The 26,941-nt window shown below is 57.7% G+C and carries 27 protein-coding genes; 8 read left to right on the forward strand and 19 right to left on the reverse strand.

What is annotated here, in order from left to right:
- Positions 1-1,113 carry a transglycosylase SLT domain-containing protein gene (locus GDA65_14850; protein ID MBA5863971.1) on the reverse strand — a complete coding sequence of 371 codons (1,113 nt, stop codon included), beginning with the start codon at positions 1,111-1,113 and terminating at the stop codon, positions 1-3.
- Between the two features lie 58 nt (positions 1,114-1,171).
- Between GDA65_14850 and GDA65_14855 the strand changes: the two genes are divergently transcribed.
- Positions 1,172-1,879, forward strand: coding sequence for a uracil-DNA glycosylase (locus tag GDA65_14855; GenBank protein ID MBA5863972.1), 708 nt, complete (start codon positions 1,172-1,174; stop codon positions 1,877-1,879).
- A gap of 6 nt (positions 1,880-1,885) precedes the next feature.
- Here the strand turns inward: GDA65_14855 and fsa are convergent, their stop codons facing one another.
- Positions 1,886-2,533 carry a fructose-6-phosphate aldolase gene (gene fsa, locus GDA65_14860; GenBank protein ID MBA5863973.1) on the reverse strand — a complete coding sequence of 216 codons (648 nt, stop codon included), beginning with the start codon at positions 2,531-2,533 and terminating at the stop codon, positions 1,886-1,888.
- A gap of 199 nt (positions 2,534-2,732) precedes the next feature.
- Between fsa and GDA65_14865 the strand changes: the two genes are divergently transcribed.
- A complete protein-coding gene (locus GDA65_14865) occupies positions 2,733-3,035 on the forward strand; it encodes a hypothetical protein (protein ID MBA5863974.1) in 303 nt (100 codons plus the stop codon).
- Here GDA65_14865 and GDA65_14870 read toward each other — a convergent pair.
- From GDA65_14870 to GDA65_14905, 8 genes are all read right to left on the reverse strand, one after another.
- Positions 3,032-3,292: a YHS domain-containing protein gene (locus GDA65_14870; GenBank protein ID MBA5863975.1), complete on the reverse strand. Its 261-nt coding sequence runs from the start codon at positions 3,290-3,292 to the stop codon at positions 3,032-3,034. The genes GDA65_14865 and GDA65_14870 overlap by 4 nt on opposite strands.
- A 675-nt stretch (positions 3,293-3,967) precedes the next feature.
- On the reverse strand, positions 3,968-4,771 hold the full coding sequence (gene dapB, locus GDA65_14875; protein ID MBA5863976.1) for a 4-hydroxy-tetrahydrodipicolinate reductase: 804 nt from the start codon (positions 4,769-4,771) through the stop codon (positions 3,968-3,970).
- Between the two features lie 29 nt (positions 4,772-4,800).
- Positions 4,801-5,673, reverse strand: a complete 873-nt coding sequence (locus GDA65_14880; protein MBA5863977.1) for a 4-hydroxy-tetrahydrodipicolinate synthase — start codon at positions 5,671-5,673, stop codon at positions 4,801-4,803.
- Positions 5,674-5,709: 36 nt separating this feature from the next.
- On the reverse strand, positions 5,710-6,972 hold the full coding sequence (gene lysA / locus GDA65_14885; GenBank protein MBA5863978.1) for a diaminopimelate decarboxylase: 1,263 nt from the start codon (positions 6,970-6,972) through the stop codon (positions 5,710-5,712).
- Between the two features lie 404 nt (positions 6,973-7,376).
- Positions 7,377-8,831 carry an argininosuccinate lyase gene (gene argH / locus GDA65_14890; protein MBA5863979.1) on the reverse strand — a complete coding sequence of 485 codons (1,455 nt, stop codon included), beginning with the start codon at positions 8,829-8,831 and terminating at the stop codon, positions 7,377-7,379.
- Positions 8,831-10,048 carry an argininosuccinate synthase gene (locus tag GDA65_14895; GenBank protein MBA5863980.1) on the reverse strand — a complete coding sequence of 406 codons (1,218 nt, stop codon included), beginning with the start codon at positions 10,046-10,048 and terminating at the stop codon, positions 8,831-8,833. Before GDA65_14895 ends, argH begins: the two co-directional genes overlap by 1 nt.
- Before the next feature lie 15 nt (positions 10,049-10,063).
- A complete protein-coding gene (argF, locus tag GDA65_14900) occupies positions 10,064-11,044 on the reverse strand; it encodes an ornithine carbamoyltransferase (protein ID MBA5863981.1) in 981 nt (326 codons plus the stop codon).
- A 16-nt stretch (positions 11,045-11,060) separates the two neighbouring features.
- Entirely contained in the window at positions 11,061-12,266 is a 1,206-nt protein-coding gene (locus tag GDA65_14905; GenBank protein ID MBA5863982.1) for an acetylornithine transaminase, read from the reverse strand.
- 169 nt (positions 12,267-12,435) lie between these two features.
- Here GDA65_14905 and GDA65_14910 point away from each other — a divergent pair, with 169 nt between their 5' ends.
- A complete protein-coding gene (locus GDA65_14910) occupies positions 12,436-13,077 on the forward strand; it encodes a DUF2628 domain-containing protein (protein MBA5863983.1) in 642 nt (213 codons plus the stop codon).
- A gap of 23 nt (positions 13,078-13,100) precedes the next feature.
- On the opposite strand, the gene GDA65_14915 is transcribed toward GDA65_14910, so the two are convergent.
- Positions 13,101-13,934, reverse strand: coding sequence for a hypothetical protein (locus GDA65_14915; protein ID MBA5863984.1), 834 nt, complete (start codon positions 13,932-13,934; stop codon positions 13,101-13,103).
- A gap of 189 nt (positions 13,935-14,123) precedes the next feature.
- On the opposite strand from GDA65_14915, the gene GDA65_14920 reads away from it, so the two are divergent.
- Positions 14,124-14,729 carry a 2,3-bisphosphoglycerate-dependent phosphoglycerate mutase gene (locus tag GDA65_14920; protein ID MBA5863985.1) on the forward strand — a complete coding sequence of 202 codons (606 nt, stop codon included), beginning with the start codon at positions 14,124-14,126 and terminating at the stop codon, positions 14,727-14,729.
- Between the two features lie 159 nt (positions 14,730-14,888).
- Here the strand turns inward: GDA65_14920 and GDA65_14925 are convergent, their stop codons facing one another.
- Positions 14,889-15,383 carry a hypothetical protein gene (locus tag GDA65_14925; protein ID MBA5863986.1) on the reverse strand — a complete coding sequence of 165 codons (495 nt, stop codon included), beginning with the start codon at positions 15,381-15,383 and terminating at the stop codon, positions 14,889-14,891.
- 143 nt (positions 15,384-15,526) lie between these two features.
- On the opposite strand from GDA65_14925, the gene GDA65_14930 reads away from it, so the two are divergent.
- Positions 15,527-16,078, forward strand: coding sequence for a hypothetical protein (locus tag GDA65_14930; protein ID MBA5863987.1), 552 nt, complete (start codon positions 15,527-15,529; stop codon positions 16,076-16,078).
- 252 nt (positions 16,079-16,330) lie between these two features.
- Here the strand turns inward: GDA65_14930 and GDA65_14935 are convergent, their stop codons facing one another.
- Positions 16,331-17,353, reverse strand: a complete 1,023-nt coding sequence (locus tag GDA65_14935; protein MBA5863988.1) for an ATP-grasp domain-containing protein — start codon at positions 17,351-17,353, stop codon at positions 16,331-16,333.
- Positions 17,350-18,411, reverse strand: a complete 1,062-nt coding sequence (locus tag GDA65_14940) for a hypothetical protein (protein MBA5863989.1) — start codon at positions 18,409-18,411, stop codon at positions 17,350-17,352. The genes GDA65_14935 and GDA65_14940 overlap by 4 nt, the downstream gene beginning before the upstream one ends.
- A 285-nt stretch (positions 18,412-18,696) precedes the next feature.
- Between GDA65_14940 and ttcA the strand changes: the two genes are divergently transcribed.
- Together ttcA and GDA65_14950 are read left to right on the forward strand one after the other, a co-directional pair.
- Positions 18,697-19,572: a tRNA 2-thiocytidine(32) synthetase TtcA gene (gene ttcA, locus GDA65_14945; GenBank protein MBA5863990.1), complete on the forward strand. Its 876-nt coding sequence runs from the start codon at positions 18,697-18,699 to the stop codon at positions 19,570-19,572.
- A 714-nt stretch (positions 19,573-20,286) separates the two neighbouring features.
- Complete coding sequence (locus GDA65_14950) at positions 20,287-20,724, forward strand: hypothetical protein (GenBank protein ID MBA5863991.1); 438 nt, start codon at positions 20,287-20,289, stop codon at positions 20,722-20,724.
- Positions 20,725-20,746: 22 nt separating this feature from the next.
- Here the strand turns inward: GDA65_14950 and msrA are convergent, their stop codons facing one another.
- The 3 genes from msrA to GDA65_14965 form a co-directional block, all read right to left on the reverse strand.
- Positions 20,747-21,292, reverse strand: coding sequence for a peptide-methionine (S)-S-oxide reductase MsrA (gene msrA / locus GDA65_14955; protein MBA5863992.1), 546 nt, complete (start codon positions 21,290-21,292; stop codon positions 20,747-20,749).
- A 32-nt stretch (positions 21,293-21,324) separates the two neighbouring features.
- On the reverse strand, positions 21,325-22,854 hold the full coding sequence (locus GDA65_14960; GenBank protein MBA5863993.1) for a glucose-6-phosphate dehydrogenase: 1,530 nt from the start codon (positions 22,852-22,854) through the stop codon (positions 21,325-21,327).
- Between the two features lie 394 nt (positions 22,855-23,248).
- Positions 23,249-23,569 (reverse strand): hypothetical protein, encoded by a 321-nt coding sequence (locus GDA65_14965; GenBank protein ID MBA5863994.1) that lies wholly within the window; start codon positions 23,567-23,569, stop codon positions 23,249-23,251.
- Positions 23,570-23,906: 337 nt separating this feature from the next.
- On the opposite strand from GDA65_14965, the gene GDA65_14970 reads away from it, so the two are divergent.
- Positions 23,907-24,269: a hypothetical protein gene (locus GDA65_14970; GenBank protein MBA5863995.1), complete on the forward strand. Its 363-nt coding sequence runs from the start codon at positions 23,907-23,909 to the stop codon at positions 24,267-24,269.
- A gap of 90 nt (positions 24,270-24,359) precedes the next feature.
- On the opposite strand, the gene GDA65_14975 is transcribed toward GDA65_14970, so the two are convergent.
- Both GDA65_14975 and GDA65_14980 read right to left on the reverse strand, forming a co-directional pair.
- The gene (locus GDA65_14975; GenBank protein MBA5863996.1) at positions 24,360-25,751 is read right to left on the reverse strand and encodes a DUF3422 family protein; all 1,392 of its coding nucleotides are present in this window, start codon (positions 25,749-25,751) and stop codon (positions 24,360-24,362) included.
- A gap of 602 nt (positions 25,752-26,353) precedes the next feature.
- The coding region (locus GDA65_14980) for an OmpA family protein (protein ID MBA5863997.1) at positions 26,354-26,941 on the reverse strand (588 nt) is incomplete at its 5' end.

Here is a 26,941-nt window from a genome sequence, read left to right on the forward strand (position 1 = left end):
TTACGGGAGCTTGTCTTGCTTAAAGCAGCGGTTCGGACAGGTTTGCCGGGGCACCTTAACCTGATAACTACCCTTTGGCAAGTAGTCCTTCGTGAACTCCGGATTGAGCATTTTTAGTTCAAGAAAATAGGTCCCGTATTCCTCGGCGATAGACGTCAACCGGCGCTGGGATTCCTTAATGGTCACGGTCACCGTTTCTGTTTCAAGCGGCGGATACAGATCCTTCTTGGTCAAACCCAGATATTTCTCCGGCTGGGAATAGATTTCCTTCGCCGCAATAATGCGCGCCACATACCGCATGGTTTCCCGCGGACCATGCATGCGCCAGAAATCCGTGACGTTCTGCTCCTTGAGCAGTTTTCGCACGCGGTCTTCGCCCGCGTTATAAGAGGCCATGGCCAGGAACCAGTCGCCCTGCAGCTCCCGAAGATAACGAAGATATTTGATGGCCGCCTCGGTGGACATCTCGAGATTGCGACGTTCGTCGAGCCAGCGTTCGTTGTGCAACTTGTAGCGCTTACCCGTCGAGTTGATGAATTGCCACGGGCCCGACGCCTTGGCTCGAGAATAGGCCGCGGCGATGCACTTGCTCTCAACCAACAGCATGTATTTCAAATCATCCGGCAATCCGGCATCAGCGAGTTGCTTTTCAGCGGGGGCAAAGCACCGGCCCGTTCGCTTCGCCAGGATAATGCTTTCGCCTTGATCCTCCAGAAACTGATAGAACTCGTACTCGATGCGCTCGCGCACCTGCCAATTATCCAGTGGAATCGACTGCCCGGCGAAGGTCAACTTGTCGGGCAGCTTGAATGAACTCAAGAAAAAGCGCTCGCCCTCGCGTTTGATTTCAGGAAGGATGACGAGCCGGTCTTCGAGCTCAGGGGCACCCTCCGGTTCGGCTGACATGGAGCCTGTTCCGCGTTCGGGTGTTGGGACGCGGGAGTCATCCCCCGCGCTCGGCGAAGAAGGCGATGGGGCTTTCGAATCGAGAGAGACTTCTGCAAACAACGGTGCCAAGCCGAGCACCATCGTGACACCAACTACGAACGCCCGAAGGCCCCAATCATTGTTCCGCATGCCCGACGTGTCCTTTCTTCGCACTGAAAGCCCCATGCTATCAACAAGCCCCTAATGGGACAAGAAACTCGTCGGTTTGGTACACTCCACCATCATGTCGGCACTTTCCATGCTCAACGCTGAAATCATTGCCTGTACTCAATGCCCTCGGCTGGTCAGTTACCGCGAATCCATTGCAGCGACAAAGCGTCGGCAATACCGGGAGTGGTTGTATTGGGGAAAGCCGATTCCGGGATTCGGTGATCCACGTGCCCGACTGTACGTTTTGGGGTTGGCACCAGCGGCACATGGAGGAAATCGAACGGGACGGGTATTCACCGGCGATCGCAGCGGAGATTGGCTGTATGAGGCCTTGCATCGATTCGGGTTTGCCAACCAGGCCACGTCCACAGATCTCGGTGACGGCCTCGCTCTTACTGACTGCTATATTGGCGCAACTGTGCGGTGCGCGCCGCCGGCAAACAAGCCCATGCCGGATGAGTTCACAGCTTGTCGCCCGTTTGTGTTGGGTGAACTGCGCTTATTGAACAGGGTGCAAGTGGTCGTCGTCTTGGGCAAGATTGCGTTTGATCACTATTTCAAAGCGTGCCGTGAAATGGGGCGCGAACTCCCCGCGCCCCTTCCAAAATTCGGCCATGGTGCAACCTATGCGTTGCCTTGGGGGGTGTCCCTGATCGGCTCCTATCATCCCAGCCAACAGAATACATTTACCGGCAAACTGACTAGGCCCATGTTTCACCGCATTTTTTCCGATGCTGCTCGACGGCTCGCGAGCAACAGCCTCAGGCGTCCATTGGCTTAGTCGCCGCTACTTTTTGCCCATTGCTTCCCAATCGGCCAAAAATTTCTTCAGGCCGATATCGGTCAGCGGATGCTTTGCCAACTGCTGGAACACCGAATAGGGCATCGTACAAATATGCCCGCCGGCCAGCGCCGCTTCAACTACGTGTTGCGGGTGCCTGACGCTCGCGACCAGGACCTGGGTCTTGTAATCATAGTTCTTATAAATCGTGACAATCTGCCGAATCAGCGCCATTCCATCTGAGCTGACATCGTCAAGCCGGCCGATAAAGGGCGACACGCACCAGGCGCCTGCCTTCGCAGCCAGCAACGCCTGCGTGGGAGAAAAGCACAGGGTCACATTCACACGAATACCTTCCGCGGAGAGCTTCTTCGTGGCTCGAAGCCCTTCAGGAATGAGCGGAACTTTCACGACGATGTTTTTGTGAACCTTCGCCAAATCGCGACCTTCCTTAATCATGGCCTCGGATTCGACGCCGACGACTTCCGCACTAATCGGACCATCGACCATATTGCAGATTTCCAACAACATTTCTTTGAAACTGCGCCCTTCTTTTGCCACCAAAGACGGATTCGTGGTTACCCCGTCAATGAGGCCGAGGTGGGCTCCCTCCTGAATTTCTTTGACATTGGCGGTGTCGAGATAGAGTTTCATGAAAATGTCCTTTCTTTCCTCTTCAACTTTCCACGCTCCTGGACCGCATTGTATTGTAGAAGTAAGTGGAAGGTAAGGCAACGGGTCAACGCGTCTATGATAGACTCGTTTGAAAGAACAGAGCTGAGACCGCAGGTATTTGTTCCCTATTGCGCCGTACGTCCGCACTGAGGCGCACCCAATCAGGAGGATGAGCGATATGCGCACACCAGTCTGGCTTCTAGCAGTTGCCCTTCTCGCGGGAGCCTGTAGCCACAATCCTTACTTAGATAATTCCTTAACCCGGTATCAAGGAAAGGACCGGGCGTGGATCGAAAAAGAATTGGGGGCTCCTGACGCCAAAACCACTCGTTTTTTTGGAGGTGAGAAGTGGACCTACAATCGAATTGCGGGAGGAAAGGCAGGACCACCGCTGTTTAACTTTAAGGCGAACGAATGTCAGATGATTTTGTTCTTTGATAAGGATGAGATGGTCTCGGACTCGACCTACTCAGGTTGTTAAGCCGAAAGTTGCTTTTGAAATGCGGTCGCACAGCCGCGGCTGCAAAAAAAATATGTTTGCCCACCGATTTGCTCTTTTACGGCATTTTCGCGAGGAACAAAGACTCGACAGACCGGATCTTGGACCATTTGATTCCCGGGTACTCCGTCATCTTTCGATTTTTCCAATGCGCCATTCTGCCCGATTTTTCCGATCGCCCGCCGGATGAGGTAGTAGAGGACGACGAACAGCACTGCAATTAGAAATAATCTATACATTGTGGCGCTTCCCTATCTGACCCACGAAATGTTCAGGTGGCTCGCCTCATCGCTCAAAACCACCTGGACAACTTACCAGCCTAGAGCAATCCCTTAAGGGCATTACTAGGACCAAATGGCCCAGGTCCTTCCCTGCCTATGAGGGCCTTTTCCCCTTCACCACACAGTACTTCAGATGGATGGTTTATCCTACATCGTAATGTTATAAGCCAGTCATGCATAAATGTGACAAATGCCGCGGAACAATGTTGCCGGAACGGGCGGTTGATCTGAATGCTGGATTGGCGATCACAGTGCTTGCTTGCCTGAACTGTGGCCGCCGAAAGGCAGCAGATGCAGAACCGAGACCGATCACGTCGCGACACTGACCCGTTGCAGGAACAATCGATTCAGAGCGCTCACATGCGATGAGTAGAGGGTGTCAGCGACAGACCCCCTACAGTACCGTCCTCCGCTGGACTTCCGTACAACCTCCATTGCACGATAAGCCTCCACGCTCCTCTCCACGGCCAACACACAGAGCCAACTGCCGGTTACGTCTACTCCCAAACAATTATCCCTCACTTCAACGATAACTGGATCGAAACAGGTGCGGATGAGAGAATTTTCCGGCGTTTCCTGGTCCGGAAGTGTCCAAGCATCTTCAAGGAGAGACGGAACTGACTGCAGAATCGGCTATTTGAGACTCAAAACATCAAGCATGTCATAGAGACCGGCCGGCTGCTTCACCACCCATCGCGCCGCCCGTAGCGCTCCTCGCGCAAATGTATCCCGACTGCTGGCACGGTGAGTCAGCTCGATTCGTTCGCCCATGGTCCCAAACATCACCGTGTGGTCTCCGACAATGTCGCCCGCTCGAATTGTCTGAATACCAATCTCTCCCTTTTTACGCTCGCCAATCAGTCCCTTGCGCGCATACACACCGACCTGTCCAAGATCTCTGTTGACCGCCCGGGCCAGGACTTCCGCCATTTTGAGAGCGGTACCGCTCGGGGCGTCTTTTTTGAGTCGATGGTGCGCTTCAATCACTTCGATGTCATAGTCCTCACCAAGGGTCTTCGCCATTTCCGCGATCACCTTGTAGATGACGTTGACTCCCACGCTCATATTGGGCGAGAACACACACGGGATCTGCTTACTCACGCTTCGAAGCTCGTCCAATTCAGACGGGGAAAATCCGGTCGTCCCAATCACAATTCCCCGGCGATGCTGAGCCACGATCCTTAAATGGCCGAGCGTCGCTGCAGGAGTCGTAAAGTCCACGACGACTTCCCCTCGCTCCATCAGGCTTGAAAGATCTTCGACGATCGGCACCCCCGTACGCCCGCAGCCGGCGACCTCCCCCGAGTCTTCGCCTAAAGCATGATGGCCCTTACTCTCCACGGCTCCCGCCAGGGTCAGAAATGCTGAATCTTTGACCAAGGACACAAGACGAGAGCCCATTCGTCCCGCAGCCCCAGTGACAACAACCTTGATCATGGCACCATCCTTCAGAACGAGCAGGCCGACTACACCAGGCCAGCGGCCTTTAGCACAGCCAGCAGTTTTCCCTTATTTTCATTTCCCATGGGGCAGAGCGGCAACCGTATCTCAGGTGCGATCCTGCCCATCAGATGTAATGCTTCTTTGACAGGAATGGGGTTGGTCTCATAGAACAACGCCGTAAAGAGAGGGTACAGCTCATAGTGCATTGCGCGCGCGGCCTCGAGTCGGCCATCGCGAAATGCATTGACCAGCTGAGCCATCTTCGTTGGAACGAGATTGGCCGTGACCGTAATGACGCCCTTACCGCCGACCGCCATCATTGGCAGGGTCAGAGCATCATCACCAGCCAATACGGTCAGGCGTTCCCCGCAGAGCTGAATGATTTCGGATGCCTGCTGAACCGAACCGCTTCCTTCCTTAATCGCAACCACCGTCGGACAGACAGTCAGGCGCGCGATGGTGGCGGGCATCATGTTCACACCGGTTCGACCGGGAATATTGTAGACAACGAGCGGAAGGTCGACAGATTCGGCCACCGCCTTATAATGCAGAAACAGACCTTCCTGGGTAGGCTTGTTATAATACGGCGTAATCAGCAGGGCCCCATCCACACCGGCTGCTTTTGCGTGCTTCGTCAGGGCAATCGCTTCTTCCGTGCTATTGGATCCTGTCCCCGCAACCACCGGCACACGACGCCTGACCACTTCCACAGTGAAGGCCACTACACGATCATGCTCGGCATGTGTCAGTGTGGCAGATTCACCGGTGGTCCCGCAGGGAACAATCCCGTGTGTACCGCTGGCAATTTGCCATTCGATGAGATCACCGAGGGCGCGCTCATCCAGTTTGTCGTTCTTAAACGGCGTGACAATGGCAATCAAAGACCCTGTAAACATGGGGCGCTCCATCACGAACGAAAGTAACAACCTGACTTATGAAAGAAACTCCGGCACCTGTTCGCCGCGCACCAAGTCCTCGTAACTTTCGCGCGACCGAATTACATGATACTGCCCTTCGTGCACCAAGACCTCCGGGATACGAGGACGAGAATTATAATTCGAGGACATGACAAATCCGTAGGCGCCTGCGCTCATCACGGCCATAAGATCACCAGCGCCCATTGCCGGCATCACCCTATCCTTCGCCAAAAAATCGCCCGATTCGCATACGGGTCCGACGACATCGACGGTCTTCTTCGCCCCATGCGTCACCTTCTCATACACCGGTCGAATATCGTGATAGGCATCATACAGGCTGGGGCGGATCAAATCGTTCATCGCCGCATCCACGATCAGGAATCGTTTGGCTTCGCCGTCCTTGGCATACAACACTTTTGTGAGCATTACCCCGGCATTCCCGACAATCACGCGGCCAGGTTCCATGATCAGCACGCATTTCAGATCGCGCACGAGCGGAGAAATCGCCTCGGCCAGGTCTTTGGGTTCCGGAGGGGTTTCATCGGAATAGGTAATCCCTAAGCCACCCCCGATATTGACATATCGAAGGGGAATTCCTTGTTCCGCCAGCGTCTGGACCATCGTCAACACTTTCTTCAGCGACTCGACAAACGGAGTCACTTGCGTCAGTTGAGATCCGATGTGTGCATGCAGCCCAACCACTTTGATATGGCTGAACGCCGCAGCATTCTTGAATTCTTCCATTGCACGATCGGCCGCAATTCCGAATTTGCTCTTTTTCAAGCCGGTGGAAATGTAGGGATGCGTTTTCGGGTCGATGTCGGGATTGATCCGCAACGCCACCCGCGCCTTCACCCCCATGGATGCCGCCACCTCGTTGATGGCCTGTAACTCCGCGGATGATTCGACATTAAACATGAGGATGTCGGCGCTCAAAGCGTCGCGAATTTCTTCCGGCTTTTTACCCACTCCCGCAAACACAATCTTCGAGGCCGGCACGCCCGCCTTCAAAGCGCGAAACAGTTCCCCACCCGAGACGATGTCGACTCCGCTTCCCTCTTTCGCCATGAGTCGAAGGACCGCCAGGTTCGAATTAGCCTTCATCGCAAAGGCGACAATGTGCGGGATGTTTTTAAAGGCGCCGTCGTAGACGCGGAAATGCCGGACTAACGTGTGATGGCTATACACATAACAGGGCGTGCCCACCTCTTTCGCAATACGCGAGAGCGGCACATCTTCGCAATACAGTTCCCCATTCCGATATTGAAAGTCGTGCATCGTAATAATCCTCGATCAACAATTCTGACGCGGCCTGTTAAAAGCGTTTCACCGACAGTCGTGGCAAATGAGGACTCGGCGGAATGCGTCCTAACAGCCCTGCGCCTATCTAGTCCCCATGGTTCTCCACGGAGGAATCGGCAACGGCTCCACATTCGGAGGGATCGGCGCCGCTTCAATCGTCACCCCGCTCGGCGCACTGGGCCGAGCGGCTGATCCCCGGATGCTCGCACCGGAGGCTATCAACCCTTCCCGTCTCAACTGCCGCTCGATCACGGGCGCCACCCCGACATCCTCAGGTGGAACCGGCGCACCCAAAACCCCGCATCCCGCCAAAACCATGCATGATACCGCCGCAAACAGGACAGGTCGTTGAACGGCCAGGCGCCTCGCACCGGCGGGCGTCATCCCTTCAGCGCCTTTTCGAGTTCCTTGATCCTCGCGTCCACACGACGTCGCGCCGTCCCGCCGATCTGGGCTTTTCGATCAATCGCGCCTCGCACAGTCAGACAACTCAGGACGTCCGGTTTAAAGTGCGCTGAAAATCCCTGCAATTCTTTCAGTGTCAGCCGTTGAAGGGAGCGCCGTTTCTCTAATGAGAATCGCACAATCTGTCCGGTAATGGAATGGGCTTCCCGGAAGGGGACTCCCGTCGTCACCAGATAGTCCGCCAGCTCCGTCGCCAACATGCCGCCGCCTTCGGCCGCTTCAGCCAGGACGTCCCGATTGACGACAAGCCGGCGCACCAGCTCCGTGCAGAGGACCAGCGATTGTCCGGTGGTATCCACTGCATCGAACAGCGCTTCCTTATCTTCCTGCAAATCCCGGTTGTAACTTAGCGGCAGACCTTTCAGGAGGGTCAGGGTTCCCATCAAATGACCGTACACCCGCCCGGTTTTTCCGCGAACCAACTCCGGGACGTCGGGATTCTTTTTTTGCGGCATCATACTGCTGCCGGTACAAAAGGTGTCAGGCAGATCCACGTAACGAAACTCCTGCGAGGCCCAAAGAATCAATTCTTCGCTCAACCGTGAGAGGTGCATCATGATCAGGGACAATGTACTGAGCACTTCCACCACACCGTCGCGATCCGACACGGCATCGAGACTGTTTTGTGTCACAGACGGAAACTCCAGCAGCGCGGCCGCATACCGCCGGTCCACCGGATAGTTCGACCCCGCCAGAGCCCCAGATCCCAACGGCATGACATTCAGCCGTTGCCGGCAATCGTGGAGCCGCGTCCTGTCCCGGTCAAGCATTTCGACATAGGCCAGGAAATGATGGGCCAGGAGCACCGGCTGAGCGCGTTGCAAGTGTGTATAACCGGGCATCACAACGTCGACATGCGCCCGTGCCTGTCCCACCAGCACCCGCCGGAATTCCTGAACCTGAGCCATGAAGGCCGATAACACATCGCGCAAAAACAAGCGGAGGTCCAACGCCACTTGGTCGTTGCGACTTCGGCCCGTATGGAGTTTTCCGCCGACCGGACCGATCAGCTCCGTCAGTCGGCGCTCAATAGCCATATGAATGTCTTCATCCTGCGGCGAAAAGGGAAACCGCCCGCCATCCAGTTCTACCTTCACGAATTGTAAGCCTCGCACGAGTTGGGCTGCCTCGCGTCGGGTCAGAACCCCCGCCCGTTCGAGTGTTTTGCAGTGCGCGATACTACCTTGGATGTCGTAGGGGTACAGCCGCCGGTCGTAGGCGATCGACGACGTGAACTGCTCCACTAAACGGTCGGTTTGCTCGACAAAGCGGCCGCCCCAGGCCTTCCCTTTGGGCAAGGCCCGAACAGACTGTTTCGCAGAACGCCCGGACTTGCGCCCACGAGTGCCGACAGGTGTGGATTTCGCCATTACCTGGTCGACCTCTTCTTACGCTGTGCGCGAATCGCCAACCGGAGCGCATTCAGACGAATGAATCCCTCCGCATCTTTCTGCCGGTACACGTCGTCCTCCTCGAACGTCGCCATATCCAGGCGATACAACGAGCGCGGAGACTTCCGTCCGACCACCGTACAAGTTCCCTTGTAGAGCTTCACGCGAACCGTGCCCGTCACATCCTTCTGCGCTTCGTCGAGGGCCACCTGAAGCATTTCACGCTCCGGGGCATACCAATATCCGTAATAGATCAGCTCGGCATATCGCGGGATGAGACTATCCCTCAAATGCAGCACTTCCCGATCCATGGTCAGCGATTCCAAGCCGCGATGCGCCGCGTGGAGAATGGTGCCGCCGGGCGTTTCATAGACACCGCGGGACTTCATGCCGACATAGCGGTTTTCCACCAGATCGACACGACCGACCCCGTGCTCGCCGCCCAAGGTATTGAGGTGCGCCAGCAACGCCGCCGGGCTCATTTTCTTGCCGTCCACCGCCACCGGATTGCCGGCGACATACTCGATCTCGACTTCTCGCGCTTTGCCGGGCGCCCGTTCAGGGGAGACCGACATCACGAAAATTTCTTCAGGCGGGGCCTCCCACGGATCCTCCAGAATGCCTCCCTCATAACTCGTATGGAACAAATTCATATCCATGCTGTAGGGCTTGGCCTTGGTCGCGGTGACGGGGATGCCGTGCTTCTCTGCATATTCGATCAGCTCACGCCGCGAGCGCATGGTCCATTCCCGCCAGGGAGCAATGATCTTGATTTGCGGATGCAGCGCCATGTAGGTCAGTTCGAACCGCACCTGGTCGTTGCCCTTACCGGTGGCGCCGTGGCACACCGCTGCGGCGCCTTCCTTGGCGGCAATCTCGATTTGCCGTTTGGCGATGAGCGGGCGCGCAATGGAGGTGCCTAAAAGATAGCTGCCTTCATAGATCGCATTCCCGCGCAACATGGGGAACACGTGATCTTTGACGAAGGTTTCGCGTAAATCCTCGACATACACCTTCTTCACACCCAGGGACTGCGCCTTTTTCTTGATGGCCTTTAAATCTTCGCCTTGCCCGAGATCGGCGCAAAACGCCACCACTTCGCAGCCATAGACCTCCTCCAGCCACTTCAGAATGACCGAGGTATCCAAACCGCCCGAATAGGCCAGCACCACTTTCTTGTACGACGACTGACTCATACGACTCCTTTTCCCTTACGACTTCCGTGCGGTTTTCTTGCCGAGGAGCCTGACCAGAATCGCCTTCTGCATGTGCAAGCGGTTCTCGGCCTGATCGAACACGACAGACTGCGGGCCGTCCAGCACCTCGGCGCTGATTTCTTCTCCACGATGGGCTGGCAGGCAATGCATCACCAGCGCATCCGGCTTCGCACATTTCAACAATCGTGCATTGAGCTGATAGGGGGCGAGAATCTTGAGCCGCTTGGCCTGTTCCCGTTCCTGGCCCATGCTGATCCAGACATCGGTATAGACCGCGTCCGCACCCTTTACAGCCACGCAGGGGTCGGAGCCGATTTCTATCACCGCCCCCGTCCGCTCTGCTTCAGCCATAGCCAGGTCCACAATACGGCGGTCCGGCTCGTATCCGGGCGGGCAACCCACCGCGATTGTCATCCCCATCTTGGCGGCAGCTTCAATGAGAGAGTTCGTCACATTGTTCCCGTCGCCGACATAGGCGAGCTTGATACCTTTCAACCGCCGCTTCTTCTCCTGAATGGTCAGCAGATCGGACAAGGCCTGACAGGGATGATTCAGATCGGTGAGTCCATTGATGACCGGAATGCTCGCTTCGCGCGCCCATTCCTCCGCAATGGCATGATCAAAGGTCCGCAAGACAATCGCGTCCAGGTATCGCGACAACACATGCGCCGTATCGGCGATACTCTCGCCGCGGGACAATTGAATGTCGCCCATCGGCAACACCATCGCCTGGCCGCCAAGCTGATTCATGCCCGCTTCGAACGACACGCGCGTCCGGGTCGACGGCTTTTGAAACAGCAGGCCCAACATGCGGCCTGGCAACAAAGGATGAGGCACCCCGCGGCGTTGCTTCACTTTTAACTGGGCCGCGAGGCGCAACAATCCGGTCAACTCTTCGATGGGAATCGAGAGCAAATCCAGAAAATCTTTCCCGAGGCCGGCCCGGGGGGTTGACCGACGAAGACGCCGCACCATACGCGCCACGACACAATTAATGGGTTGAGGTGGTTCGTTGACTCAAAATCTGTGCGAGCGAGGCCAGCAAGCGATCGATCTCCCGCTCCGTAATGATGAGCGCGGGGACAACACGCAACACCCGATCTCCGACGCAGTTGATCAACAACCCTCGCGCCAGACAATCAGCTACAACCGTCTTTCCGTCGAAATCTACTTCCACGCCCTGCAACAGCCCCATGCCGCGCACTTCGTTGATGCAACGATGCCGCTCTTTCAGGGTCGCCAGCCCTTTGGCCAGGTAGTCGCCCATCCGCCGCCCCTGGTCCAGAATCTTACCGTCCAACAAGACTCGCAACACGGCCAGCGCGGAGGCGCAGGCCAATGGATTCCCGCCGAAGGTTGAGGCATGAGTTCCCGGACCGAAGGCGCGAGCGACGCTGTCCGTGGCCAGGCAGGCTCCGATTGGAACCCCTCCGCCGAGGCCTTTCGCCAGGGTCATGATGTCCGGCTGAATCCCGAATTGCTCATAACAGAACAGGGTGCCCGTCCGGCCCATGCCGGTTTGCACTTCGTCAAAAATCAGCAAGATGTCACGTTCCCGGCACAACTCTCTCAGCGCCTGCAGGTAGCTCCGTTCTGCCACATGCACTCCGCCTTCGGCCTGAATCGGCTCCAGCATGATCGCGGCGGTCTTGGGCGTGATCGCCCGTTCGACTGCCGACAGATCATTAAACGGCACATAGGAAAACCCGGGCATCAACGGAGCAAACCCCTTCTGCACTTTCTCCTGCCCCGTCGCCGTCAGCGTCGCAAGGGTGCGCCCGTGAAACGAGCTCGTCATCGTGATGATCTCATAGCGGTCGGCGCCGTATTTATCGTGCGAATATTTTCGGGCCAGCTTGATCGCCGCTTCATTCGCTTCCGCGCCGCTATTGCAGAAAAACACTTTCTGCGCAAACGAATGTTCGGCCAGGGTCTGGGCCAACTGCACTTGAGGCTCGGTATAGTAGAGATTTGACGTGTGAAGCAGGTGCTGCGCCTGTTTTTGAATGGCCAGAACCAGATCCGGATGCCCGTGCCCGAGCACATTGACCGCAATGCCGGCCACAAAATCGATATACTCCCGGCCTTCCAGGTCATAGACCTTCGAGCCACGGCCGCGCACGATCGAAATCGGCTGGCGCTGGTAGGTATTCATCAGGTACCGGTCGGCATTAAGACGCAACTCGCCTGTCGGCATGACACAGCTCTCCCCTCGTGAGTCGGCGAAGCTACCATAGGGCAGAGGTGAAAGCAACCGACCGAGCGCCCATTCGCGGCTCCCAGCGCGGCAGACAGAGGGGTCAGACCCGGGGTTGAGCGGGGCATCCCTTGACGGGGAGAGATGGCGGATGGGATAAGGGAGCGATATGAAATCCTGCACGCAATGCCAGCAAGAAAACCGCGACGAGGCCCGTTTTTGTCACCAGTGCGGGGCGGCGTTTGCCCTCGAAGCCCGCGCCGCCGCTATCGAGCCGGACCAGGTCGCTCCGCAGACGGATACAGAGCTCTTGAAGGCCTTCATCGGCCCCAATGCCGACCGATATCTGGAAACGTTCAAAAAATTTTCAGGCCCGGGCGGACCGCAATTCGCGCTGACCTGGCATTGGCCGGCCTTTGTGTTCGAGCCGTTTCTCTGGTTTCTGTATCGGAAGATGTATGTCTACGCCCTCATCTATGCCATAGGGCCCGCCATGGCATTTTATATTACCCAAGACCTGTCCGCCGACATCGTCTGGCGGGTCATTGCGGGGGGCAGCGCCAACTACATTTATTTCTGGCATGCCAAGGAACAGCTTGCCAAAATTAAAAGTGAACGGGCCACAGCCGGAGAAACTCGAGAGCAGATGTTAGGAGAACTGGGCGGGGTACAGCCCTATGTCGTGTGGGTCGGCGTCGGGCTGCTCCTGTTAAAAATCGGGCTGGTCGTGGCGATGTTCAAAGATGGCCCACCGGATGGACCCAAGGGGCCTCCCGCCAAACCGCAACCCGCCAGCCTCACGGCCGTGTAAATCATCACCGCAGCTCAACGGCATTACACCTCCGAGATCCGCTGCCGCTGCCACTCAATCCAAGAAACGAACCAATCGAAATCCTGTTGGTACGCCGCACCGCTGAGATCGGGCGCCGCCTGCGTCTGTTCCAATTGCGTATAGGTGCGAGGCCAGTTCTTCTGCCACCATGACTTCAGCTCGTCCGGCCCGTAGGGCTGTCCGTTGGGGTTGGCGATCCCGGCTGCTGAGCAGAGGCCGGCCACCAGAGGCCAGTAGCGATCCTTGCCCAGCCCGAGGCTCCGGAAATGCTCCCGCAACAGAAACACGACCCACAATTCGGCGCTGTTTCTCTTGTTGTGTTTAAAGGGCTGGGTCTGCCGCAAGGGTACCGGATCGAAGGTCTTGATCACCGACGTGTAATCAGGCCCCCCGTAGCTGCCGGCAGATTCTGCAATTCCCTGCAGCATATTCGCTAATTCGACCTCTACCATCGGTGGCCTGGCAGACGGCGGCTCAGCAGTCCCGGCGCGTAATGGATTGGTGGCGGTCAGCAGCTCGATCAGCGGCTTGAGCTCCCGCAAACGCACAGCGGCAGCCTTCAAAATCTGTTCCGATTCCAGCCAGTAGTCCGGATCGCCCTTGGACGCCCGTTCCCGTCCCGGAGGCGGGAGCACAACCGGAATCCAGTAACGCACCAGCACAAAGAGAATGTATTCGACCTCTCCGCCAACCTGCACCACGCCTGCAAGGGCCTGGCTCACCCCCATGGCACGGCGGAAAAACGCCTCGACACGATCCTCGACCTGCAGACGACGCCCCATCGCCTGCCACCACTCTTGCAATGAAGACCAGTCCGAGAGGGAGATATCCGGCATCGATCCGTTCCACGGGTGAGAAGAACCACGGGAGAACCCGGCGGCATGGTACTGAGCGCCACTGCTGATTGCAACCGAGACACCCTACCCAAGCGTCCTGGAGGAACAGAGAGCTTGACAGGGTGAAGGGGAAATCGCATAACCTGTCGCGACAAGGTCGTATCCCTTCCGACAAGGAGACGAAGCACGATGAGTAAACTGGTTCTCATTCGTCACGGCGAATCGCAGTGGAATCTGGAAAACCGTTTCACCGGCTGGGTAGACGTCCCGCTTTCGCCGAAGGGCATCGAGGAAGCGAAAGCCGCGGGAACAAAACTGACAGGGTTCACCTTCGATCGCGCCTTCTCCTCTGTCCTGGCCCGCGCCAACGAAACGCTACGCTTCATCCTCGAAGCGCTCGGACAGACGGCTATTCCCATTGAAAAAGACAAGGCGCTGAACGAACGCATGTACGGAGAGTTACAGGGACTGAACAAAGCTGAGACAGCCAAGAAATTCGGAGATGAGCAGGTGAAGATCTGGCGGCGCAGTTACGACGTGCGCCCGCCCGGCGGAGAAAGCCTGAAGGATACGGCGGAGCGGGTCTTACCCTATTACGAAAGTCGCATCAAACCCTATGTGCTCAAGGGAGAAACCATCCTGATCGCCGCCCACGGCAATAGCCTGCGGGCGCTGGTGATGCACCTCGAACAGCTGACCCGCGAACAGGTGCTGGAGCTCAACATTCCCACCGGAGCGCCTCTGCTGTACGAACTCGACAACAGCGGAAAGGCGCTGTCACACCGGTACCTGTAGCAACGTTCGCTCCCACGCGCTTGAGATGAACGTCCTGCGGGATGCGTCAACGACCGTCCGGCAAGGTCGCAATGAGCGAGGGACACCGCCGACCCGTATTGAGTGGTACGCCGCGACGTACCGCATGAACACAGCAGGCAGCGTTTCGAAACCTCTCGGCTATACGCACTGACTGAGTAACTCTTGATATTTGTCCAGAGGTACCAGATCAGGAAGCAAGACCAGTAACTTCGGGCGGTCTTCCGGTTGGATCAATCCCTCGTTTTCGAGCAGATCTGAGATCTCTTCGGATGCCGCCATGGCGCCGCCCTCATAATCTCCCACCGGCGCATACCGTGCACGGCGATCTTCCACCTCGTCGAGGTACGCCTCCCATTGCACCGCCCCGAGCTTGTACTCCTGCTCCCAATCGGCATGAATCAGCTCCATCACCCTGTGAAACACCAGATCGCGATACTTGCGCGGAATATGCGCATTGATGGCGGCCAAAACCCAATAGAGCGTGAAGGACAGCATTTCGCGCGTCAGGGCATCCTCCTGCGCGTCCTCACCCTCGATCCCGTAATCACGCAACATGTCCACGGTAATCCGGCGTGGAATCAGTTTGTACAATGCGTCCGCAGCCTCAGCCGGTGTCATCGATTCTTTTTTCATACCATGCCTCCCACAGGTGGACCCAGCATACTGAAGCCTTGCGCGCATTGACAACCCTGAGCGGCAAGCGGTGATGGTATCAGCGCTTGTTCAAGGCATAGGCCTATGCTACATACAGCCCATCACCCTTAGATCGTGGGACTATGACGTACACACGACGGATTCGGCTCTTTCTGGTCAGCCTTGCCTTGATCGGCCTCCTGTGGCCCTGCGCCGCCAGATCGGCGGAGCCGCAGGATACGCACTGGGGCTTTGCCACCGATCTCGGACTCTGGACCGGTACGACGAACAATACGACCTTCGCGCTGGGGTTTGGTCTCGATTACTACATGGATCCAAATTTTTCGTTCGGCGCGATGGCTCTCTTCACCCCGGTCGGTGATCTGACCCAAATCGGCGTCGCCGGCGTGGCGAAATACCATCTCCGCCTGAACAGTGGATTCAATCTCGTGCCCTTTGCCGGACTGGGCATCCTGCATGCCGATCTCAATCGCGGCAGCGGGCCCGCCAAGATCGATCGCAACGACACCAGCCATTTCATTCCGCTAGGCATGTCCCTGGAATATCAGGTCGGACCGAAAATCGCGTTCTCCACGACCCTCATGGTGAATCTGCACCACATCACCCTCTCGCCGCCCATCCCGAACGACAACACCAGCGTGGCCCTGCTGTTCGGCGTTCGTTGGGGGCCGTAGTCATCATCCCGCCGATAGTACGCTGTGGGTGTTGGAGATCTGCACGAGCGCCAGAAGCAGACTTGGGCGCAGTGTCTTAACGGGCTTGAGTGCCGCGAGAACGACGCTTGCCCGTAGCGATTCTCATGTTGGCAGCCGCTCAAACGGCTTTCCAGCAAGGCCGCAGTGAGCGAAAAACTAAGGCGTACCGTCGGAGTACGTCGAAGCTTTGAGCGAAACGAGAACGACGCTGGGGAGACGTTTCATCGGCTGTCAGGCGGCTTGGGCGGGGCGCCATCGGAGCCCCACCTGCAACAATTCCTGCAGCAGGTCTTTGTAGGCGAGGTCGGCTTTTTCGGCCGAGTCGGCGAAGTCTTCGCCGCTGGCGATCTGAGGATTGGGATTGGCTTCAATCACATAGACCGTTCCCGCATGGTCCATCCGCATGTCGATGCGCGCATAGCCGCTCAGCCCCAAGGCACGATAGACGCGCTTAGCCAGGTGCTGAATATGATCCACCACTCCTTCCGGCAGATTCCTCGCTTCGCATGAACGGATGCCGTATTTGTCCTGGTACTTACGGCTCCATTTCACCCGTTGGGTCGCGATGCGCCGTGCCTCGTCCGGCATCTTATCCATGACCAATTCCCAGACCGGGAAGACCTGCAAGTGCGCGTTGCCCATCACGCCGACATACAATTCACGCCCTTCGATATACCGTTCGACGAGCGCTCCGGTTCCGACATTGTCATGGATGAACGCCACGCGCTCGCGCAACTTCTCGTCGTCATCGACGATGGAGGCCTGCGAAATGCCCAGCGACGCTTCTTCGGTAATTGACTTCACGATCAACGGGAACGGCAGATATTTGGGGCGGCGCACCATGCGATGAAGGGGAACGGCCATAAACTCCGGATAGGGAATCCGATGGTAGGACATCACTTGCTTGGCTAAAGCCTTGTCCCTCGCCAGCATGAGTCCGCGCGGGTTGCACCCGGTGTAGGGAATTCGCATCAATTCGAGATACGACACGACATTCTGGTCGTACACCGCCATGCCGTCGAACTCTTCCAGCAGATTGAAGGCGATGTGCGGCTTCCAATCTTCCACCGCCGCGCGAATGACTTCCAAGTCGCTCTTGACGCCGAGCGCCTGCACCTCATGGCCGAGCTTACGTAATGTCGAGACCACGTCATACTCGGTTTTCCACGCGGCGGTCTCCAGGTCCTGGCCATTGAGCTGTTCAGGTGGGACCAGATCTTTGTGCATGAGCACGAGCACCCGCATTCGCCTCATAACGCCACCTTATGTCTCCCGCTGTGCAAATAGTTCATGGTCTGCACGGTCAGAAGTATTGCAAAGTCGAGTTTGGCCTGCTCCTTCTGCTGGGTCAGGTGCAACCTCGACGCATGGCATCGTTCGATCATGCCCTCCATGACCTGATCGATCGTGTATTGATACTCACCCGTCCACTCGGCGACCCGGCGGCGAATCTCCTTCCTTGTTCGACGGAGAAACTCAGCAGCGCTGGGGTTTTTGGCATAGGCGAGCCCGGCCGAGAATAACTTGTTCAAGTCCGTGTCATAGGATGGGGCTCGGCCGATTCCGTAATGCTTCCGCTTCTCCTCATAGTGATCCCGCAGCGTCTTGTAAATGCGGGACAAGGGATCCAATTGTTGCCGCCCCGTGACCATCGGCGATACGCCGGCAAGCTCACTCATGAGTCGTTCCATGAAATCCAGCTTCTTCATCACCGGCCACCCACGGTAGCGTTCTCTCCACAGCGACCCCGAATCCAGCCACACGGCAAACGTTTCGGCAAAGTCCTCATCCGGATGGCTCTGGGCATACCAGACATCCAAGTGGCGCACGAAACTCCGGCTATAGGGCCGCGGGGTGTAATATTCAGGATAGGGTTGCGAGGAGCGCCCGAAGAGTTTCTGGCGACGCCGGCGGCGCCGCAGTAAGAAGGCGTTTTCAATCGCGTGCCCGGCCTCATGCCGGAGGATGCGCATGCACCAGTCGTGGGTGCCCCCCTCCACTTCCAACATTTGGCTGGCTTCCAACTTCGCCAACCGCGGATGCGCGAGATAAAACGGGACGGCAATTCCCGGCACCCCGTCCGGCGTAAACCACTCATCCGACAGCCAGAAGTGCGGCCTGAATACCAGACGCCGCGCCTCCAATTCATGATACAGTTGTTCGATCGGCTGCTGATAGAAGGTGCCGTCGAGGCGCAGGTCCAGATCACACATGCGGAGATCAAGCAGCTGTTCGTCAGTCCACTCTGACCACAGGGGTGCGCCATCGCCCACCCCAGGCCTTTGTCGCCGATGACTCTGTGTCCGCCCCATCGTCCAACCACCAAAAAGCCCCGTCCGGCGCCGTTTTGTCCTGTTTCAACTATAGCAGCTCGCAAAAATTGTGCTTGAGCATCACAAGACGATCCTCTTCGATGATCAGGGAAAACCCTCAGGCAGCATGAACCCCGGTGAGAGTCGATGGTGGGATCTCACCTACGCCGACGCTGTGAATGGGGAATCGCCCGTAGGAATACTCTCAGCCGGGTCAGAAATCGGATGAGGCGGGGGGCTCAGCCTATCCCATTCGCGCCCCTTCTTGGGATAGAATGCATGGCCATGCAACCCACGACTATCAGACCCATTTCGTCCCCTGCACGTCCGCCCGCACAATCCGACGACATTGAACGCCTGGAGACTCGCCTCTGCCGTCTCATGGGGCAAGCCATTGCGGACTACCGTATGATTGAGAACGGCGACAAGGTCATGGTGTGTCTCTCGGGAGGAAAAGATAGTTACGGGCTGTTGGAAATTCTCCTGTCGCTACGCAGCCGAGCCCCGATTCACTTCGAGATCATGGCCGTCAATCTGGATCAAAAGCAGCCGGGATTCCCGGCCCATGTGCTCCCGGACTACCTGACTCGGCGCGGCGTCCCCTTCCACATTGAAACGCGCGATACCTATTCCGTAGTCAAACGGCTGATTCCAGAAGGTCAGACCACCTGCTCGCTCTGTTCCCGCCTCCGCCGCGGCCACCTCTATCGTCTCGCCACGGAATTAGGTGCCACCAAAATTGCGCTGGGCCATCATCGAGATGATATTCTGGAGACCCTGCTGCTGAATCTCTTCTTCACCGGCAAGATGAAGGCGATGCCGCCGAAGTTGCGCTCCAAGAGCGGCCGCCATGTGGTCATTCGACCGCTGGCCTATGTCAAGGAGGCCGACCTGGCTCGTTATGCCACCCTGCTTCAGTTTCCGATCATCCCCTGCGATCTGTGCGGCTCGCAGGAAGACTTGAAACGCAAGCAGGTCAAGCAGATGTTGCAAGACTGGAATCAGCGGTTTCCCGGCTCCAACGACAGCATGTTCGCCGCACTCGGCAACATCGCTCCGTCGCTACTCCTGGATCATTCACTCTTCAACTTCTCCGACCTGAAAGCTGACTCCGTCTCGCATGAGGCCGCCGCGAGTGATGCCGAAGAGGATTTGCTGTAGCAGACGATCGGCGGCGCGGGTCAGGTCGAGCTCGTGGCCCGCAACAACCCGCATTTGTTTCGCGGCAGCCACACGGCTTTCGTTGGGGTAGACAGAATGGGATAGGATAGGGGGAAGAAGGAGAGATCAGACGCGCTGACGAAGATGGGTTCGCCGACCACATCGCAAACAGCGGTACGGGTAATATCCGATCAGGAAAAAGAAAAAATCCAGCAGCCCCTGACGGCGTGAACGTTTTGTATAACCGGAGCACTTACCGCAATACGACATCTCACCCACTCATTCGGCAGAAGCCATGCGCGACGTTAAGGAAGGATCCTACTGAAACACCCTAGGGCGTTGCAAGTCACGTTTTTCACGACAGCGCAGCTATCATTTTCTGGACGCCTGTCCCAGATCGCCACAAGACTGTACCCGTTTAGAACAGATCGAGTGTGCCGGTCGGCATCAGGTTCGGCGGCGCAAGCGGAAGCGGTAGAGGCACAGGGTGCATCGAAACGGATAGAACCCGATCACACGCATCAGGAAATCCCGCCAGCCATGGCGGGTCACCCGCTTAGCGCTGCCAGAACACATTGGACAATACACCATGGAGACTGACGCCGCGCGCCTTTCTCCCGCGCATCGGGTAAGATGACGCCGGTGCGGGGGCGTGAGTGTGAAACAGTTTCTCCGTGGACGCAAGTCCTATCGCAAGGAGGCCAGACGGCGGGCATGAACCGGGGCACACAGTCCTCTGGGCAGGGAGCCGAGCCCCCGCTGTGGTCCATTGCGGCTGCAGCAGCGGTCATCCTGTTGACGCCGATGCTGCTCTTTTCACTCGCGCCGGATGGACCGATTCGTGATGGCGATACGGTGTTCTCCACCGGGGCCCACAAAGTGCCGCTCTTCAAGCCTGACCAACACCGCCAGGCCGGCTATGACTCAACCTGCCTGCTCGATCCCAAAGATCCCATGATCGTCATCCATGCTCCGGCCGAGGGATCGGGTGAAGAGAACATCCTCGCGCAGGTTCAAGGCAAGAATACGATCGAGTGGCCGTTTTGTCCCCCGCAGGCAGAGCTCCTCGTCAAACCTCACCAGGTCACCCAACAACCCAGCCTGATCAAGGACCTGCGCGACGGCATCATGAGGCTGCTCAAGACCTCTTAGCTCGACCTTGCACCGGGGAGCCTCAAGCCTTACGCAACGCCAAAAACCGCTGGCGGAATTTCGCGACTTTCGGCCCCACCACGTATGTGCAGTAGCCTTCGAGGGGATGACGGGCAAAGTATTCCTGGTGATACGCCTCGGCTTCAAACCACCGGGTCGCCGGAACCACCTCGGTCACCACCGGGTTGGGGTACAGGCCCTCTTGAGTCACCAGGGCGATCATCTCCTGCGCCGCCTGCTGCTGTTCCGGCGTGTGGTAGAAAATCGCCGATCGATACTGGGTGCCGACGTCGTTCCCTTGCCGATTCCGTGTCGTCGGATCGTGAATCACGAAAAATATCTCGAGTAGATCACGAAAACTGACCACGGCAGGATCGAAGCTCACTCGCACCGCTTCGGCATGCCCCGTTCGCCCGCCACAGACCTGTTCATACGTCGGCGTATCCACTTCTCCGCCGATATATCCCGATTCAACGGATTGCACGCCTTTGACTTGGTCATACACCGCTTCCAGACACCAAAAGCAGCCCCCTGCCAGAGTGGCAATCTCCATCCCCGCCTGCGCCATCAATGACCTCGCTTTCGACTTCAGGCCGCAGCCTACGCCTGCCCGCAGTTCCACCACTCGCGGCCCTCGCGCCGCAACAGCGCCTCTGCTTCCGGCGGGCCCCAGCTTCCGCTCGGGTAATTCGGAAAAGCCGCCGGCCCGGGAAGAGACTTCCAGACATCCAGAATCATCTGCACGACCGACCAACCTAGTTCGATATTGTCCGCCCGCTGAAACAACGTCGCGTCACCGGCCATCGCATCGTGAAGCAGCGTTTCGTACCCGGTATGCGGGGCATTCCCGAAATAGTCGGCATACTGAAAATCCATATCCACCGTCCCGATTCGCACGGTCGGTCCGGGAATCTTGGCATCGAACCGCAGCGAAATTCCCTCGTCCGGCTGAATACGGATGACGAGCACATTCGGGGCCAACCGATCGACTTGGGTTTTTCGAAATAACATGAACGGCGCCCGTTTGAATTGGACCACAATTTCCGTCAACCGTTGCGTCATGCGTTTTCCGGTCCGCAGGTAAAACGGCACTCCCGCCCAACGCCAGTTGTCGATGAATAATTTCATCGCCACAAAGGTCTCCGTCATCGACTCCGGCCCCACGTGCGGCTCCGCCCGATACCCGACGGCAGGCTTCCCGTCGATTGCGCCCTCGCCATACTGGCCAAACGCCACAAACCGCAGGACATCGAGCGAACTGAGCGGAACAACTCCTCGCAAGACCTTCGCTTTCTCATCACGCACCGCGTCCGCGGCAAAGGAATTCGGGGGCTCCATCGCCAAAAAGGAGAGCAACTGCAGGAGGTGATTCGGCACCATGTCCCGCAATGCGCCGGCCTGCTCATAATACCGGCCGCGGTGTTCGACCCCGAGACTCTCTGCCACCGTGATTTGCACGTGATCGATATACTGCCGGTTCCACACCGGCTCAAAGATACCGTTGGCAAACCGGAACACCAGGATGTTCTGCACCGTTTCTTTGCCGAGATAGTGATCGATCCGGTAGATCTGTCGTTCCTGCAGCACTCGCTGCAGTTCATGATTGAGGGCCCGCGCCGAGTCCAGGTCATGCCCGAACGGTTTTTCGATGATGACACGCCGCCAGATGCCGCTCCGCTCCACCGTCAGGCCGTATTCCCCCAGATGCGTCACAATCTGGCCGAACAAGCCGGGTATCGTCGCCATGTAAAACATATAATTGCCCTGCGTGCCGGCGGAGGCATCGACTTGTTGAAGCAGGTCATTCAGCCGGCGGTAGGTCGCCCCTTCCTGAAAGTCACCCGCCATGTAATGCACCCGCTGCGACACGGTCTGCCAGACGGAGCGATCTGCCTTCTCCGGCAGATATTCGGGCATGACGCGATCCAACTTCACGCGAAATTCTTCGGTCGTCATCTCCGACCGGTCCAATCCCACAATGGCGAATCTTTCGGGAAGAAAATGCCCTGCCATCAGGTTATAGAGGGCGGGAAGCAGCTTTCGCTTGGCGAGATCACCATCGATGCCAAAGATGATCATCACGCAGGGCGTGTGCAGTTGAGCCAGGTCCATGGCAGAATCCGTATTCATATTCGGCACCGTTGATGAGCCATGCGGTATCCTGCCTGATCCCTCCCCTAACCGCAACCACCGCACCGGCTCGTCGGAATTTTTATGCGCCGATGTCGTGGAATCTGACACAGGATCGTGCGGATCCGCTCCTGCGGCATCTGCTGTTCACGATGATTACCCCGAACTACGCGGGTCACCGGGTTGCTGGAGAGACAGGCAGAGGACGCACGCCCTGAAAGCCGGAGAATCGGCGCGTGAGGAGCGTATTGGAAACGCCTGCGAGGTTTGACCCACGGCAATGGCTCGGAATGCGGGAACGGCTGTCACAAGGACGGCGGGGTCATCCCTGACAGCGGCTGGCGTCGAACCCCGAACGCGACGCATAGCTGATTGAGGTCGAGCGACAGCAGCGTTAATTGTTCTGAGTCCGTGTCAACCAGTCAATAAACCGCTGCAACCGCACATGCTCTTCGTCGTGCACATGCACAAACACCAGGCCGAAACCTGTGGCATTTGTCCAACGCACTTCAGCCACTTCGACGGTCAGGGGCTCATAGGGCGCGGGGAATTGGACATGCAAAGACAAGTTGGCGCGCATGGGGAGCGACTCTTCGCTCGTGACGTGGCAGCCATCCTTGGAAAGACTGGTGATCAATCCGCTGCCGTCGATCGCCTGCCCGGAGAAGGTCAGCGGCACTTGTATTTCATAACGGGGAGTATCGCGGCGCTCCACATGAGCCTTTCATCAGACGTCGCACGATGGTCGATTCTGCCAACGTCCGGAGATGGATACGCTCTTCCGCCCTCGAAATCAACCGCCTTTCGCAACGAGCAAACACCCCCGGCCGATCCCTGCCATTCCCATGTCCTGACGCTCAGACCGAAAAGCTCCTGCAGGCTGTGCAAGCAATTCCCCTGACCTCATCACCCCCTCCCAGAAATTGTAAAACGTTCCCGTCTGGCATGAATGGGCTACTTTCCCGACCTGTCAGACTCAAGTTCGGGAAATACCCTACCGAAAAGGTCTGTAAGCCCTCAGGAGTAGAGGGACAAGGCAAGGAGGCCTTCACATGGACACGGAACTTCGTTCATCCACTCGCGTCGCCGTTACCTATCCCGTCCGGCTTTCCGGCGACTTGATGATCGGCCAAGGCACGGTCGTCAATCTCTCCGCCCCTGGTTGCGCCATCGAAACCACGCTTCCCGTCCGGCCCGGCGATTACCTCGAATTGCACGTCATGGCCCCGGACCAGGCCCGGCCGCTGAATGTGGGGCTGGCGAAGGTTCGCTGGGCTACTGAACGGAAAGCAGGTGTCGAGTTCATCCTGGTGCGGCGGGACGAACAGAGCCGGCTTCAACGCTTGATCGGCCAGGTACTCGAGGAGTCCGCTGTCGGACACGAGAGAGCCAGACAGGAACTGACGGCTGCCTAACCGGCGTCTGACCGTCAGGAACGGCTGCCGGCGGCTTCGCCCATGCCAATGATGACGGGATTCGGCGGGGTGGAACGTACAGGTCTGGGCTTAGTGCCCGGCAGGATCCCCGGCGGGACTCGCCATCCGTTTGACGATGATTTTTCGCCCCACGGTCATGAGGGCAAACGAAATCGCAAAGGCGATCGGCACAAAAATCGCCGTGGCCACGTTGGCATTTTTCACCCACCCCATTTCGTAACAGGCCTTCAGCACGTAGCTGCCCAACCCCGTCAGGTAGTAGGTAATGACGATCACGGACAGACTTTCCACCGTGCGCTGCAGAATCGCCTGTGCCCGCGTCGTCGAATCCACGCTGGCCAGCAGCTTCATATTCTGATCCTGCAATTGGATATTTTGCTCTTGCAGGCGTAACTCGATATGCGTGCGCAGCACCGCCACGGTCGCTTCAAAATCCTTCTCCATGGCATCGATACGGCGGAGCAACTGCTGATAGCCATCGGTAACCCCGGTGATTTTCCAACTGACATACTCTGAAATCTGACGCAGCGGTGGATAGGGCTGCTCCTGTAACGCAACCAGGTTACTCTGCACGATGCGGTCGTATGGCACCGAGGCGGAGAGCCGGTACCGCATCGACTCCGCCAGCCGACTCACCTGCAACAGGTCCTGGGTGAGCACCGTCAGCCATTTCTGCATCGTCGGCGGCGCCGTCCCGCCTAATTGTTCGATCAACACGGCCCGTTGATAGAGGTGGCGCTGCTCATAATCATGGATTTGATCGACAGCCCGGGAGAAGGCCTTCATCGGCAACATGACCAGATGATAGTAGTTCTCGATGGCGACGATCGTATCGACAATCTTGGCCACCTGCTGCCGAAGCGCTTGCTCGGAGGTGGAACAAATCAGGTACCGTTCTCGATCGAACTCATCGGGCGTAAAGCTCGTCACCGCGACGATCTCGTCTCCCAGAATGCGGCTCCCGTACACCATGGCGCCGGGAAGCCTCGCCGGCAGTTCTCGATCAAGGGGCAACTCTTGCGGCAGGAACAGCAGATCGAGCGCATTCACGCGCAGACCGAGAGGGCACAGGGGCATCTGATAGCCGGGAAACGCGATCGGTCCGAAATCGAGCGGAGTGTTCGAGTCACCCGCCACATGCCAGACCTGATAACTGTAGTACTCCGTGTGCGCTTCCCACACGACGACAAGACGATCCCCGTTAGGAGCGACCTTAAACCCGTAGCCGAACCGCTCCTCGATGGCGCCTTCCGAAATTTCCAGGGCCTGGAGCAGATGCTGAAACTCCCGGCGGCTATTGGGCCGCTCTACGGGCGGATTGGCCATCCTGTAGGCGACATGGTGAATGTGCGCCGGTACCCCGAGCCACTGCGGGAGGTACTGCTTATTGGATTGGTGAATCCGGTTCAAAAATCCCGGCGGGCGGGAATGCGTTCCGGCAGACTCAACGGGATCCGTCATATCACCACTGCCTCCGGCTGAAACCGGCGCAGGACGCACCTGCGCCCCTCCACGCCAGTCCTGCTTCGCGACGAGACGGGCACCGGAGACGGGCGGCAGAGACGGATGGGACGGGCCTCCTCATTACTCGTCTTCCTCTTCTATATCCTCAATGCCTTCGTAGCTGACATCCCCCTCGTGAATGGACGATGCCATCTTCTCACAGCCTGATTCGATGATCTCTTCGGCCTCCTCGGGAGAATCGGCTGAAATCAAAAACTTCACAGTAATTCCAAAGCGCTGGTTCACAATCGTACTCCTTCGGCGAAATAGGCGGCAGAACGTCTGTCGCCTGCAGTGGCTCAATACCATAAGCTTGCGCGTATTGTCACCCTCTGTCATAGCAGAGGAACAGACCTGCCGCTGCTCAGCCCCGCCACTGTCGGAAAACCGGCGGGACGCGTCTCAGGGTTAAGATACGAGGAGGCTGCTACACGCCGCCTGTCTTCATGGTGGATGGAAACGATGCGACCGAGAAAGTGAGGAGAGAAAGATACCGGAAGGGCCCGACGTGATGAAACCTGGCCCCGGCGCCTCGCAGGCAGGCGCCGGGGCCCTCTCGTCTATTTGCGCAGCAACATGTGGCCGCGCCGGTTCTGTTGATGGCAGGCTTCGTCATGATCGGCGCAGAAGGGGCGATCCTTCCCGTAGGAGATGATCGCGACCTGCTGGGCGTTGACGCCCATGTCGACCAGGAAACTCTTCGCCGCCTTGGCACGTTTTTCACCGAGCACGAGATTGTAATCATGGGTGCCGCGTTCATCGCAGTGCCCGGAGATCTTGAGGAGGGCTTGCGGGTTCTCCTTGAGCCAGACCGCGTTCCCCGTCAGCGACGCCACGCCGTCATTGTCCGCCACGTTATACCGGTCATACCCGTAGAACACATCCTTGAGGCCGGCTTCCATCGCGGCCGCTTCTTCACGCCGAATTTCGGCCGCCCACTTCGCATCCATATCTGCCGACATCAACATATTGCCGATGGGGTTCCGGCTCAACCGTTCTTCGCCGGCAATCTGGCCGTTCACCAGCGGAGAAAACCCTCGCAACCGGCCGCCTTCCGCCTCTGAAGCCCTGTCCTGTGACGCCGTGTCCTGTTGGCGTCCGAGCGAGGGATACTGTCCGTCACGCCCGCCCTCCCCGCGTCCATACCC

It is taken from the genome of Nitrospira sp. CR1.1 (genome assembly GCA_014055465.1).
In the GTDB taxonomy this organism is placed as follows: domain Bacteria; phylum Nitrospirota; class Nitrospiria; order Nitrospirales; family Nitrospiraceae; genus Nitrospira_A.

Excerpts from the sequence above, each read along its gene's own strand:
- dapB (MBA5863976.1), bottom strand. The coding sequence starts at position 4,771 with ATGATCAAGGTTGTTGTCACTGGGGCTGCGGGACGAATGGGCTCTCGT.
- argF (MBA5863981.1), bottom strand. The coding sequence starts at position 11,044 with ATGGTGCGGCGTCTTCGTCGGTCAACCCCCCGGGCCGGCCTCGGGAAA.
- GDA65_14855 (MBA5863972.1), top strand. The coding sequence starts at position 1,172 with ATGTCGGCACTTTCCATGCTCAACGCTGAAATCATTGCCTGTACTCAA.
- ttcA (MBA5863990.1), top strand. The coding sequence starts at position 18,697 with ATGCAACCCACGACTATCAGACCCATTTCGTCCCCTGCACGTCCGCCC.
- GDA65_14865 (MBA5863974.1), top strand. The coding sequence starts at position 2,733 with ATGCGCACACCAGTCTGGCTTCTAGCAGTTGCCCTTCTCGCGGGAGCC.
- msrA (MBA5863992.1), bottom strand. The coding sequence starts at position 21,292 with ATGGCGCAGGCGGGGATGGAGATTGCCACTCTGGCAGGGGGCTGCTTT.
- GDA65_14870 (MBA5863975.1), bottom strand. The coding sequence starts at position 3,292 with ATGTATAGATTATTTCTAATTGCAGTGCTGTTCGTCGTCCTCTACTAC.
- GDA65_14905 (MBA5863982.1), bottom strand. The coding sequence starts at position 12,266 with ATGCCGACAGGCGAGTTGCGTCTTAATGCCGACCGGTACCTGATGAAT.
- fsa (MBA5863973.1), bottom strand. The coding sequence starts at position 2,533 with ATGAAACTCTATCTCGACACCGCCAATGTCAAAGAAATTCAGGAGGGA.
- GDA65_14935 (MBA5863988.1), bottom strand. The coding sequence starts at position 17,353 with ATGAGGCGAATGCGGGTGCTCGTGCTCATGCACAAAGATCTGGTCCCA.
- GDA65_14960 (MBA5863993.1), bottom strand. The coding sequence starts at position 22,854 with ATGAATACGGATTCTGCCATGGACCTGGCTCAACTGCACACGCCCTGC.
- lysA (MBA5863978.1), bottom strand. The coding sequence starts at position 6,972 with ATGCACGACTTTCAATATCGGAATGGGGAACTGTATTGCGAAGATGTG.
- GDA65_14925 (MBA5863986.1), bottom strand. The coding sequence starts at position 15,383 with ATGAAAAAAGAATCGATGACACCGGCTGAGGCTGCGGACGCATTGTAC.
- GDA65_14880 (MBA5863977.1), bottom strand. The coding sequence starts at position 5,673 with ATGTTTACAGGGTCTTTGATTGCCATTGTCACGCCGTTTAAGAACGAC.
- GDA65_14910 (MBA5863983.1), top strand. The coding sequence starts at position 12,436 with ATGAAATCCTGCACGCAATGCCAGCAAGAAAACCGCGACGAGGCCCGT.
- GDA65_14920 (MBA5863985.1), top strand. The coding sequence starts at position 14,124 with ATGAGTAAACTGGTTCTCATTCGTCACGGCGAATCGCAGTGGAATCTG.
- GDA65_14950 (MBA5863991.1), top strand. The coding sequence starts at position 20,287 with ATGAACCGGGGCACACAGTCCTCTGGGCAGGGAGCCGAGCCCCCGCTG.
- GDA65_14975 (MBA5863996.1), bottom strand. The coding sequence starts at position 25,751 with ATGACGGATCCCGTTGAGTCTGCCGGAACGCATTCCCGCCCGCCGGGA.
- GDA65_14915 (MBA5863984.1), bottom strand. The coding sequence starts at position 13,934 with ATGCCGGATATCTCCCTCTCGGACTGGTCTTCATTGCAAGAGTGGTGG.
- argH (MBA5863979.1), bottom strand. The coding sequence starts at position 8,831 with ATGGCGAAATCCACACCTGTCGGCACTCGTGGGCGCAAGTCCGGGCGT.
- GDA65_14850 (MBA5863971.1), bottom strand. The coding sequence starts at position 1,113 with ATGGGGCTTTCAGTGCGAAGAAAGGACACGTCGGGCATGCGGAACAAT.
- GDA65_14970 (MBA5863995.1), top strand. The coding sequence starts at position 23,907 with ATGGACACGGAACTTCGTTCATCCACTCGCGTCGCCGTTACCTATCCC.
- GDA65_14895 (MBA5863980.1), bottom strand. The coding sequence starts at position 10,048 with ATGAGTCAGTCGTCGTACAAGAAAGTGGTGCTGGCCTATTCGGGCGGT.
- GDA65_14940 (MBA5863989.1), bottom strand. The coding sequence starts at position 18,411 with ATGGGGCGGACACAGAGTCATCGGCGACAAAGGCCTGGGGTGGGCGAT.
- GDA65_14930 (MBA5863987.1), top strand. The coding sequence starts at position 15,527 with ATGACGTACACACGACGGATTCGGCTCTTTCTGGTCAGCCTTGCCTTG.